The following is an 11,383-nucleotide window of genomic DNA, read 5'->3' on the forward strand; positions in this document are numbered from 1 at the left end:
GTCGTGCCACACTAGTCATTCTGGCTTATCTCCTTATGCAGGTTGGGAACCTACACACAAACCATTAGACACTCTCATGCATTAGGCAACAGCCCTGGAATCTGGTAGTACGTGTTGGCCAGTGCCGTCGGTGTTAGAACTTAACCTAAAATTTTGACTAGAACGAATGCACCGCCGCAGCATCGAGGGCATACCGGTACACCGTAATGATTGGGAAAAGTCAAGTCTCATCTACCTCACCGGTTAAGAGATGGTGGGTCGATCGCATATGGAAATCGCGAAAATAGGCTGCACTACTAAACCTTATGACCTCCGAATATAGATTGAATCTCGTCATCGGCATGCGCGAACGGAATCCGTTCCTGTTCGATGCGTAGCTTGCCTTCGGTGAAAAGGTGGCGATAGGCGCGCTGCTCTTCGGTGGTGAGGTGGCTAAGTGCTGCGGAGCCGTCGCCGGGATCGGGGACCGCGAGGTGGCGGAACGCGGTGACGGTGGCGGTATCCATGAGCAGGGACTCCGTGTGGGGAAAGTGGGCGCGCACGCCGTTGAGGATGCTGAAGCCGGCGGCGTCAAGGTCGCCCCAGTAGGTGATTTCGGCATCGTGGAGCCAGGCAAGGGCGTGAAGTTGGCGGGCGGCATGGCCGGCGCCGAGGATGGCGATGGTGGGTGGGGCGGCATCGGAAAGCAGGGGCAGGGCTAGGAAGGTCTGCTTGTTTTCTACGATGAGAACGCGCGGGGGAGCGGCGGGAAAGAGCTGTGCAGCCTGGGAAAGGGGAACCTCGATATCGGACAGCGCTGGGGCGTGGTTGAGGTAGCGCAGACGCAGGCGAGCATCGGTGCGGCGCAGCCCCAAATCCGTGATGCCGAAGGGAGATAGCAGCGCGAGTAAAATGCGGCGGTGGGTGCCTATCCATTTGCCGTCTACTCCTTCAACTGGGACGGCGCGCTCCCACTCGCCGGAATTTGGATGGGCGCGCAGCCAGGTCAAGCATGGCTTTAAGCAGCGCAGATCGTATGCGCTTAGGTCCTTCCACTGGGCATAGGTGCGGTACGCGGCGTCGGCGAATGCAGGCGAGTTGGGGAAGATCGCGGCGATGTCGTGTGCGCATTGTTGCGCGCGGGAGTATTCGGCGCTGAGGCCTGCGGCCGCGGCGATGCGGGGCGCACCGGTAAGGACCGCGCGGGTGGGAACGGAATTGGTGCCTAGGCCCGTGCGGGACCAATTGCGCTGTTCGTAGTGGATCTCTTCTTGGTGCGGCCAGCGCTGCCAGGCGCGGATGAACTCCTGGGTGGTGGCGACATTGCGCGCGGCGTTGGCGGCCGTGGGCGGGTGCAGCGGCCAATCGATATTCAGAGAATCCGGGGCGGCTAAGGCCTCCGCAAAGTGGTTGTGCAGGTATTTTGCCGCATGTGTGTGCAGGTCACTAGGCATCCGCATTGGGGGACTCCTGGGATTCCTGGGGATAGGAGGTGGCATCGATAAGCGAATAGCCCGTACGCGCCTGCGGGCGGCCCTGGATAATGGGCTCGTCGTAATTGACCACGATGGTGCCATCCACGTACGGCGATAGCGTCTGGATGAGTTTGAATGGCGTTGCCAAAATCATGTGGAAACCAAAGGATGCAAACACGGACATGGCGGTGCGAGTAAAGGCTGGGTCGGCGCGATCAAAGGCCTCATCCAAAATGATGGAACCGTAGGTGGGAACGTCCTGGTCTGGTTCCGCCAGGCGGAAGCGCAGCGCCGCAGCCAAGCAGAAGAACACCAGCTTTTGGGCCTGGCCGCCGGAAAGAGAGGCGGAATCCTGATAAGTATTCGCGGTCGTGCCATCGGGGTAGCACTCGCGGCCGATGAAGCTGACGTGCTTGCGGGTATCCAGAACCAGGTTGCGCCACCGAATATCCTCCGGCTCAGACGAACCCAAGCGGCTGAGAATCTTGTCTAGGGCGTGGTAGCGCGCTACCGCAGCTTCGGGCTCATCGGCGCTAATCTCCGCCAGGCTATGGGACGTTGCGGCATCGAGATCCCGCTGGAAATCTTGCACCACCTGGCCCCGGGCATCTTTCACATCAATGCGCAGGGTGCGGTCCCCATTGAAGGGCGTGCGCTCCAGGGACTTATTAATAAACTCCATGCGCTGTTCGATATCGCTACGGGCATGGCGAAGGGAGGAGGCGAGGTGCGATAGGTTTTGCACCGTCGTGCCATTGAGCAGCTCCAAGAACTGAGCGCGAAAATCCGCCAAGCGGTCCGCGCGCAGGAACTTCAGCTTCTCCATGCCCTCGCCGGCGAAGCTGGCCTGTGGCTCCAAATCCGCGGCTTCCGCCGGCCACTGCGATAGGTACTTGTGCAGGACGGAGACGATCTTGGCATTCGTCTCCTCGATGCGGCGCGCGGCCCTACGCGCGGTTTCTTGCAGGCTGGCCTGCACTTCATCGCGCCGGGCATCGATGTCATCGATGGTGAGTTTTCTTCTTCCTTTGTGCAGGGCCTCTTCGACCGCCTTGGCGATGCCCTGATCCGCCACCGTGGGCACTGTTCCGATGCTTTGGCGCCGCTGGGTGGAGCGGTTCAGCTCGCCCTCCACGTTGCCGAGGTGTTTTTGTGCTTCGATCAGTTGGGCGCGGGCGGCGGTGAGCTTTTCCTTTGCCTGCTCGTGCGCTGTGGCTAAGGCCTGCGCCTCTGGGGAGGAAGCTAAAGAATCGTACTGTTTTTGCAAATCGCGTTTGCGCGCCTCAGCGGAAGCGGTATCAATATCCTGGAACTTAGTCTCTAGTACGCGCTGCGCTTTATCGCGCTGCGTGCGCAGAATATCCATCTTCCGGTTGAGCTCGTGAACCTGTTTGGCCATGGCACGAGCAGTGGCTTTCGCTTCATTCAATTGGAAACGCAGGAGCTCAATCTTGGCGGTATTGGTGGAACCTACTCGGTACCACCGCGTGCCTTTAAAACGCGTGCGATCATCCTTGATAAAGCGCGTCGAGCCATCCTTGTCCTTGGGCCGGCTTTCCAAGCCATCGCGCGTGACGGCTGGGGTCTTGGTTACCTGTTCGAGCGCGGCCACCGAGTTGACGCATTCGTAGTTAAAACGGCTCGAAATATGGTGGCGCACCCACTGCGCCATGGGGTGATCCTGGAACTCTAATTTGTGGATGAGCTGTTGCGGGCTGCGCGCAGGCGCAGGCGCCGGTGCAAACTCCGGGATAGTGCGGTACTCGAGCCGGGTACCCACATTGCGAGAATTGACCCACTGGTTAATGGCTTCCCGCGCGGTTTCTGGAACGAGCAGGGTGGCGGCGAATCCGTGCAGCAATTTTTGGATCACCGGTTCCCACTCGGCCTGCTGCGGGGTAATATCCAGTAGCTCGCCAGCGAAGGGAAGCTCCGATTCGGCATAGCCGGTATCCCGCGCGAGTTGGGTGCGCAGCTCCACAAGGGCTTTATCGATATTGGTGCGCCGCGAGCTAAATGAGTGCAGCTCACTTTCTAAGGACGCGGATGCTGTCGCGGCATCGCGGGCGGCCACTCCGGCTTCTTGCTGCTGCTCAGTAAGCTGGGCCGAGTCGGCCTCGAAGTCCGCGATGCGCAGGCGGGCATTTGCTTGCAGCTCGGCGAAGCCGTGCGGGTTGAGCTCAAAGTGATCGGTCCACTGGTCGGCGGCAGCGGCAAGGTGGTGGAACTCCTTGGAGCGGTGCTCAATTTCCTTCTCTGCGGTTTCAATTTTGGCTTCTAGGGCGGCCAGCTCGCCGGCACTGAGCTGGGAGACGGCTACGGCGGCGCGGCGCTCGGCATCGTCAAGGTGCGTGACCTCTGCTTCGAGCGCCTCGGCCGCAGAGTGCGCCTCTGCCTGCTGGGCGGTCAGCGCGCGGATGCGATAGTCCAGTTCTTCTGCTACCAAGCGGGCGCGCACCGCCGGCAGCGCCTCATTCATCGCCTCGGCCTTGTGCTTATCCGCTTCTGCGGTGGTGCGCTGGGAGTGTAATTGGGGCAGGGGTGCCAGCGTCTCAATCTGGGCCTTGACGTCTTCTACCCGCAGGTATGCCTGGCGCAGATCCTCAAATTGCTCCACCGACTCCTCCGCCCGCTCGAAGGTAGACGGCGTATCCAGCATATAGTCCCGGAAGAGCTGGTCCAGGCTGGATAGAGACTTGGCAGACTGCGTGCGGTGCAGCAGGACCTGCCCCTGCTCGCTCTTGATGCCCAGGCGTTTGCGGAAGCGATCCGCAAACGTGGTGTACGTCGGCGTAAATGACGCACCAGGCCCCTTGTACATGGCCTTAATCTTGCGGGTATCCAGGCTGCGGGTGAGTAGGGGGCTGAGCTTATCGATGTCCTCATCTCCCTGCACCACCCCATAGAGCCGTTTAATTTGGCTCACCGAATTTTCACCGCCGTTAAGGCGGAAGATGGCGATGAGGGTGTGCTGCGTGCCAGTACCATTATCGTAGGTCAACGCCACCACCGAGTTAGTTGCGCCCTCACGCAAATACTCCGGGGCGATTTCACCCGTGTGCGCATTTTCTTGCTGCCGCCATGCCCCGCGAATATAGGAGACGAGGTTGCGCCCATTATTGCGCCCGAGGTCCTGCTGCGATGCCGCGTTGAACTTGAGGTCCTTTTGCGGCACCAATACCGCTGACATCGCATCAAGCAGCGTGGACTTACCCGAACCGGATCCGCCGGTGATGAGGAAGCCCTTGCGTGCTACCGGAATGGAAAAGTAGCCGTGAAAAGTGCCCCAGTTAATAAGCTGGATACGGCTGATACGGAATTGGCCTGGATACAGGTTAGTCATCGGAAGCTTCCTCCTGGTCGCCCTCGGCTTCTGCGAGGCGGGCGTATTCATCCCGGATGGCGGTGACCGTGGCGGCATCGAAAAGCTGGCGCAAGACGGGTGAAACCTCGTAGCGCCCCTCTGTCTCGGTGGCGCTGAGCAGCGAGTATTCATTGCGGATGCGTTTAATCGCCGCATTGAAGCGGTTATTGAACCCGGCTTCATCGCGGTTATCAACCGCGCGGACGTAGCCAATGCCCTCCCGGAGATCTTCTACATCCACAATCACGCGTTCACCGGGCAACGCCAAACCAAGTTCCTGGCGCAGGTTCAGCAGGATGGCGGTATCGATGTGCTTGAGCTTATCCGTGCGCAGCACCTGCGGAATGGGCAGCGTTTCCTCTTCTACCATCCGGGTAAACGCAAACCCTTCCGCTTCATCGACCACCAGCTCGAGGAATACCTCATGCAGGCGGGCGCGCAGATTGTCTTCGTCCGAGATGATGGCGGACCATAAGACAGGTTCCTTGTGCGCACGCACCAGAGGACCTTTCAAAAGCTGCACCAAGGCGCGGCGCGAGTTATAAGTCAGCGATCCTTTATCGCTTTCCCACAGCGGGGGTTCATGCGCGGAATCGACGCGGTGGTTATCAGTAGCGGTCACTACAACTCCTCAACGGTGGTGCTATCGAAATACATAGTAGGGATATACGCCGCGCGAATGGTCCCATCTTCTTCGGTCCAAGTGACCTTTTCATGGGCATCATGCAAAGCCGGTAGCGGGTGCTGGTCTGCAATGTGTACCAAACCCACGACGCTGGCTAGGCCCTGCGTGGGCGGGTACGCCTGTAATACCTGGCCAATCGTGCACGGGCCCGCCTTGCCGACGGCCCCGCGAATCGCCCCATGCAGTTCCTCAAAGTCAATCTCTGACTCGCGCACTAACTCATACAACGCCTCCGCATTCTCTTGGCCTGGCTGGAAGGCCTCCGGTGCTTCCTCCACGACCTCGCGTCCTGGGTTGGCTAAGTGTATGCGCGATACGGAATGAATGGACATGCCGATGCGCTGCAGGGGCGTTTCCATGCGGTGAAAGGCTTTCAACTCCGATGCCTGCGCTGCATCAATGGCCATGCCTCGCGCTTCACGCAGTAGCTCAATCATGCGGCGGTCTTCGGCAAATTGTTCTGAAGAGACATAGTTGCGCAAGCTGCGCGCCAGGCCAGTCATCGTTTGATTGACCTCGAAGCTCGTTTCTTCCATATCGCGGAAGAGATTCCGCAGCTGCCGCCGGTTTTCTGGCGCTAGCACTTGGCCAACGTCGCTTTCTAGGACCTGCTTAATCCACTGGTCCAGCCACGCGCTGCGTTCTCTATCCATGAGGTAGGAATAGAATCCGCGAAAGCTACGCCCCGCGTCCGATTCAGCGATGTGGTCTACACCGCTGAAGATTTCCTCGAGCACCTCGCCGCGGTATCCTTCTGGATCCAACAGCTGCCGGCGTAGCCTGTGATTGAGGGCTTCGAGTTCATGGCGTACCCTGGCGAAATCGCTTGGCACCGCCATGGCCATGTTCAGCACGTCTTGGACCCGCTCCTGCGTCTCTGCCGCAGTCAGCCTTTCAAACTGCCCTAAATGAGCCTTTTCAATTTCGCGGTCAATGCGGTCCCGCTCCGCCTCTAAGCTGGCGACGCGGCTCGAAATATCCTCATTCGTATCCCGCGCCAAGCGCTGTAGCGCCGAGCCGATAGATTCCACGCGCGATGCCGTGACCGTAGTAACCGGCGTTTCCCAACGCTCAACGGCTTCGAGCGCGGACAGTGCTTCCTCGCTCGGTTCCAACGTTTCCCCGCGCGAGCTCTTGCCAGACTTTCGGACTAGCCAACCAGCTTTTACCCAGTCATTGCAATAACTTTGCGGTGTGCGCGGCATCGAGAATTTACTGGCAAGCACCTCGAAATCGGTGACCATCAGCTCATATACCTCCGCCGCTGGCCGCGCCCGAGTGCCGCGGGGGAAGTACTCAGCAATCAGCGCCAAAATCACCGGAGCATTATCGGCCGCCAGCAGCCGCACTGCGGCGGAATCATGTAATAACCGCCGCAGTGAAAGGGCGCGAGCTTCAACAGACATGATTCGATTTTGCCAGCTACGTCGGACACGTGCAGCGTAGTTTGACTCACTTATTCGAATCAGTGGATTCGCCCGCGCATGGTGGCCCTTGCGGGCCGAGAACTAAGGGACTGTATTAGTCCTTATTAGTCCTTATTAGTCCTGCGCAACGGTGACGTTGACGTCAATATTGCCGCGGGTGGCATTGGAGTAGGGGCAGACCTGGTGGGCGGCATCGGCAAGCGCTTGTGCCTTGTCGTGCTCCTGTGCGGGGATGATGACCTCGAGCTCAACTGCGAGCTTGAAGCCTTCGCCCTCCTTGCCAATGGACACGCGGGCGCCCACGGAGGAATCGCCCAACTCAGCCTTCTCGCTGCGGGCTACCGCCTGCAGGGCGGAGTGGAAGCAAGCGGCGTAACCAGCGGCGAAGAGCTGCTCCGGGTTGGCGCCATTGCCATCGCCGCCCATTTCCTTCGGGGTGGCCATCTTGAAGTCAAGGTCAGAATTTTGGACCACGGCGCGGCCATCGCGGCCTGCCCCGGTAGCGAGTGCTTCAGTGGTGTAGAGGGGATCCATGATTACTCCTTTTCTAAAGTAGTTTTCGTACCAGTAGTAAGTACAGCCGCCGATTGTACTCAGAATTATCACCGGCGTTTTTCGAGGTCAGTGACCTAAGAAGTGAAAGGACGCGCTAGGAAAAGGCGGTACGGCTCAAGTGAGTGTTGCGGGCCTACTCAACCCGCGCCGGGGGATTGGGCGCTCCTTCTGGCGGAAGTACCTTGGGGTAGCGCTTGGATTGGCTGGATTTCCCAGCACTCTCGGCAGTACCGCCAGTGGTGGGCGCAGTGGCGCCGACTACTTCGGCTGTCTTTGCCGGAGAAGGTCGATGGGGTGCCGGATCCCAATGGGTATCGACAAGCTTGCGCTGGCACACCCAACCCACCGCGAGGATGGCCAGGCCGATCACTGCGATGAGAATGCCACTCCATACACCGCCGGCTTGGATGGACCAGCCGAGCAGCAGGCCAAGCCAGCCAAAATCGGCATCGCCAAAAGTGGTGTTGGCGTCGCCGAATGAACCCAACACACTCAGCAAGAAGGCGGGCAGGAAAGTAATGAGCAGGCCATTGGCAAAGGAACCCAAAGCCGCTCCGCGGCGTCCACCGGTGGCATTGCCATACACGCCGGCCGCACCACCGGTGAAAAAGTGTGGCACGAGGCCCGGCAAAATGAGGGCGACGCCGAAAGCTGGGTTGAGCCAAAGTGATAGCACGGCCAAGCCGACGAGGCCGCCGGTGAAGGAGAAAATGAAGCCAATGAGCACGGCATTTTGAGCGTAAGGGAAGACAATCGGGGCATCGAGCGCTGGGATCGCGCCGGGAACCACCTTTGCCGCGATACCTTGGAAGGCGGGGACAAGCTCACCCAAAATGGTGCGGACACCGAAAAGGATGACGGCAACGGCCACGCCAAACTGTAGGCCCTGCGTTATGGATTGCATGAGGTAATTGCCCACATCGGTGGCGCCATCCGGGAAGGCGGTGAAAGCCTCATCGGAGCCTGCACGCGCAATAAACAATACGGCGAGCACGAGGTACATCAGCGCCATAGAAAGAGCCGTCGCCACCATCGAATCGCGCAGGAAGCGCAAGCCCTCCGGGAGTTTGAGATCCTCAGACGAAGGCGACATTTTATCGCCCTTACCGCCTACGGCCTTGCCGACGCCACCTGCGACCAAGTACCCCGCCGTACCAAAATGCCCAATTGCCACGGAATCATCGCCGGTAATGCGGCGGGTAAAGGGGTGGGCTATAGCGGGCAAAGACACCATCAAAATGCCAAGCAGTCCCGCACCAAAGGCGACGATGACCCACGAAGGATATCCGGTGGCAACGAGCACCATCGTCAGCAATGTGGACATGAAAAGTACGTGGTGGCCAGTGAGGAAGACGTAACGAAGCGGTGTAATACGGGCCAAGATGAGGGAGACAACAAACCCCAAAATCATGATCCAAGCGACTTGGCTGCCGAAGCTATCTTGGGCGATGCCGACGATGGCTTCATTAGTCGGTACCACTCCCTGTGCGCCCGTCGCGCCGGTGATCATGGCACCCAGCGGTTCTAGCGAATCGGATACTAGGCCAGCACCGGCGCCGATAAGGAGGAAACCCAGTGTGGCTTTAATCGCGCCGCCGATGGTTTTGCCGGCGCCGCGCCCCATGGCACCTAGGCCGACGGCAGTGATGATGCCGATAAGAAAAGCAGGTACAGCGAGGATTTCGTTGACGAGAAAGTTGGCTATGGCGAGAAGAATATCCATGGCGTTATTCCTTAAATGTCATAGAGCTCGCGAAGAGCCGTATCTAGTTCGGAAGCGGAAGTAAAATCTTGGATAACGTATACGGGAACGCCGACATCGCCCAGCGTGGCAGCGATTTCACCCGAGGTAAGCAAAAAATCCGCTTCGCTAGCTCGGCCCTTCGCCGAAATAGTGTCGGTTGCCTCAACGTTGAGGTAGGGACCCCAGCCCCATTCATCCAGGACCTGCTCCAAGGTGTTTTTGAGAAAAAGTGAGGTTCCTAATCCATTGCCACAGACCGTTAGAATCTTGCCTTTGGAAGCCACGGAGTCCTCTGCAGTTTTGTGGGTGGTTTCTGAAGGGGCTGTCGCCGCGGAAGTAGTACCACTTGGAGCAGAGGAAGAGGTTTGAGTTGGGGTATCTGAGGTGATGACCTTCCGTAGCTGTTCTTCAGTCTCTGCGCGGTCAAGATCTTCGCGTTTAGTCGCCAAAAGCCTAGCTAGCTGTTTCATCGCTTCCACATGCTCCGAGGAGCTCTTGGCCGCGCACCCAACTACTAGATGTACGGGATCGTTGGAAGTATGGTGAAATTCCACTGGCTCTGAAAGCCGTACCCACGACAGTGAGGTTTCTTTTACCGCCTCTGATGGGCGCGCATGGGCGAAAGCGAACCCTCGTGCGACCACGATATAGGGCCCATTGTCCTCGACAGATTGGATCATGGATTCCGTGTAGTCAGAAGTTACTGTGCCGGCTTCTTCCAAAAGTTTGCCCGCCAGCCGGATTGCCTCCCTCCAGTCATTGGCAGTGCCGTGAAGATCCACGGCACCCGGTGCCAATAAAGAGTCCACTGTAGCCATTTATTTCTCCCATCACATAGTTAGGGTTTATCAAGAAAAATTATTCCTTATTTTAAGGCGCGTGAGAAGGAAGGTAAATGGAAATGCTTACTTCTTGATAGAAGAGTCCAGCTCAAACGTTTGGCGCCCAATTTCGTTTTGGCCAAAATTGTCCTTAGCTACAAGCTCTACGGGGGTGGATTCATCATCGAGCTCGTAGGCGATCGCGCCAGAAGCGGTACCGTCTTTTTTAATCTTCTCGAGCAGGGAATCGGTGAGCTCTGGATTATAAAATGATCCGACCTCGAGCTCGTTTACGGTATCGGGGTTATTGTCTTGGATAGCGGTAAGGTACTGGAGGAAGTCCAAGGCTGAAAGCTCTGCATCCGATTTATTAGTGACGTCATAATAAAAGACGATGAGTGGCTTCTCTCCATCCTCATTGCCCGGCTCACCGGTGGGGATTATGCGGTGATCTGTGATCTTGATCGTAGCTGCCGGCATCTCGAGCACATTGTCCTTGAAGCTCCGGTTGGAGTCTGTGCCCTTTAGGGGGTTGACGGTGGTTGGGTCGTCACTGATCTTTTTCAAAATCGCTGTAAGGGTGACGTCCTGAATAGCAACATCGAAGGATAACGTATCGCCGTCCACCTTGAAATCTTTTTCGTCAGATGAGGCTGCCATGAGTGCAGTATCGGTTGCTACGATGTCTCGTTTCGAGGTGATAGTTTCGCCAGCTGCAGCGGCTTCGGCATCAAATGATCCTATCCAGTAGATCGAGCGATTCTTGCCATTATCAAATGTCCATTCCACAGTAATGACGTCATCAGTGATGCTGGCTTCCATCCAGCCATCTTCGGAGGCGCTGTCCTCCTGCTTCCACGTGCCGATCACGGATTGGGATTGTGATTCAGTAGATTTAGAGTGCTGGTCTTGTTGTGATGATTCGTTGTCATCATCAGGACTCGAGCATGCTGTGAGGACAAGAGCAGAAGCAAGAACGAGAGAAGGCAATAGTTTTCCCATATAAAAGTTTTACCCTAAGGGGGTGGGGAGGGGGTCAGCGCGGGAAAGATGAGGAAATTGGTCTTTCGCGAGCTATTGACTAATCTTTTGGGAGCGGAGTGTCGTAATTTACGACATGACTTCCGTGTGGGGCTATAGCTCAGTCGGTTAGAGCTCCGGACTCATAATCCGTCGGTCCCGGGTTCGAGCCCCGGTGGCCCCACGGTAGAAGGAGGCGTCGGCAAGCAGTGCTGGCGCCTCCCTTTTAGTATTCGGGGGTTAAACGACAAAACGTGTTGTTTTTCGGCGTGTCGAGTTAAACGACATTTTGTGTTGGTGGGGGTAGGGGTTT

General features: G+C 57.8%; 8 protein-coding genes and 1 tRNA gene. 1 reads left to right on the forward strand and 8 read right to left on the reverse strand.

Features of this window, described 5'->3' with window-relative positions; all coding sequences use genetic code 11:
* Positions 1 to 296: 296 nt before the first annotated feature.
* From ABRP87_RS10535 to ABRP87_RS10570, 8 genes are all read right to left on the reverse strand, one after another.
* Positions 297 to 1,439 (reverse strand): Wadjet anti-phage system protein JetD domain-containing protein, encoded by a 1,143-nt coding sequence (locus tag ABRP87_RS10535; RefSeq protein WP_349868725.1) that lies wholly within the window; start codon positions 1,437 to 1,439, stop codon positions 297 to 299.
* Positions 1,426 to 4,797: an ATP-binding protein gene (locus tag ABRP87_RS10540; RefSeq protein ID WP_349868727.1), complete on the reverse strand. Its 3,372-nt coding sequence runs from the start codon at positions 4,795 to 4,797 to the stop codon at positions 1,426 to 1,428. Before ABRP87_RS10540 ends, ABRP87_RS10535 begins: the two co-directional genes overlap by 14 nt.
* Positions 4,790 to 5,440, reverse strand: coding sequence for a DUF4194 domain-containing protein (locus tag ABRP87_RS10545; RefSeq protein ID WP_284895640.1), 651 nt, complete (start codon positions 5,438 to 5,440; stop codon positions 4,790 to 4,792). Before ABRP87_RS10545 ends, ABRP87_RS10540 begins: the two co-directional genes overlap by 8 nt.
* Positions 5,440 to 6,909 (reverse strand): DUF3375 domain-containing protein, encoded by a 1,470-nt coding sequence (locus tag ABRP87_RS10550; RefSeq protein WP_349868728.1) that lies wholly within the window; start codon positions 6,907 to 6,909, stop codon positions 5,440 to 5,442. The genes ABRP87_RS10545 and ABRP87_RS10550 overlap by 1 nt, the downstream gene beginning before the upstream one ends.
* 135 nt (positions 6,910 to 7,044) lie before the next feature.
* Positions 7,045 to 7,464, reverse strand: coding sequence for an organic hydroperoxide resistance protein (locus ABRP87_RS10555; protein WP_284902020.1), 420 nt, complete (start codon positions 7,462 to 7,464; stop codon positions 7,045 to 7,047).
* A 154-nt stretch (positions 7,465 to 7,618) separates the two neighbouring features.
* Positions 7,619 to 9,208, reverse strand: coding sequence for a PTS ascorbate transporter subunit IIC (gene ulaA / locus ABRP87_RS10560; protein WP_349868730.1), 1,590 nt, complete (start codon positions 9,206 to 9,208; stop codon positions 7,619 to 7,621).
* A gap of 11 nt (positions 9,209 to 9,219) precedes the next feature.
* Positions 9,220 to 10,047, reverse strand: a complete 828-nt coding sequence (locus ABRP87_RS10565) for a PTS sugar transporter subunit IIAB (RefSeq protein WP_349868732.1) — start codon at positions 10,045 to 10,047, stop codon at positions 9,220 to 9,222.
* Between the two features lie 87 nt (positions 10,048 to 10,134).
* The gene (locus ABRP87_RS10570; protein WP_349868734.1) at positions 10,135 to 10,920 is read right to left on the reverse strand and encodes a DUF5067 domain-containing protein; all 786 of its coding nucleotides are present in this window, start codon (positions 10,918 to 10,920) and stop codon (positions 10,135 to 10,137) included.
* A 260-nt stretch (positions 10,921 to 11,180) separates the two neighbouring features.
* Here ABRP87_RS10570 and ABRP87_RS10575 point away from each other — a divergent pair.
* Positions 11,181 to 11,254: transfer RNA gene (locus tag ABRP87_RS10575), tRNA-Ile, on the forward strand.
* Positions 11,255 to 11,383: the final 129 nt, after the last annotated feature.

This window comes from Corynebacterium sp. KPL2830 (assembly GCF_040225635.1).
Taxonomy (GTDB): Bacteria; Actinomycetota; Actinomycetes; order Mycobacteriales; family Mycobacteriaceae; genus Corynebacterium.

Excerpts from the sequence above, each read along its gene's own strand:
- ABRP87_RS10565 (WP_349868732.1), bottom strand. The coding sequence starts at position 10,047 with ATGGCTACAGTGGACTCTTTATTGGCACCGGGTGCCGTGGATCTTCAC.
- ABRP87_RS10550 (WP_349868728.1), bottom strand. The coding sequence starts at position 6,909 with ATGTCTGTTGAAGCTCGCGCCCTTTCACTGCGGCGGTTATTACATGAT.
- ABRP87_RS10540 (WP_349868727.1), bottom strand. The coding sequence starts at position 4,797 with ATGACTAACCTGTATCCAGGCCAATTCCGTATCAGCCGTATCCAGCTT.
- ulaA (WP_349868730.1), bottom strand. The coding sequence starts at position 9,208 with ATGGATATTCTTCTCGCCATAGCCAACTTTCTCGTCAACGAAATCCTC.
- ABRP87_RS10555 (WP_284902020.1), bottom strand. The coding sequence starts at position 7,464 with ATGGATCCCCTCTACACCACTGAAGCACTCGCTACCGGGGCAGGCCGC.
- ABRP87_RS10535 (WP_349868725.1), bottom strand. The coding sequence starts at position 1,439 with ATGCGGATGCCTAGTGACCTGCACACACATGCGGCAAAATACCTGCAC.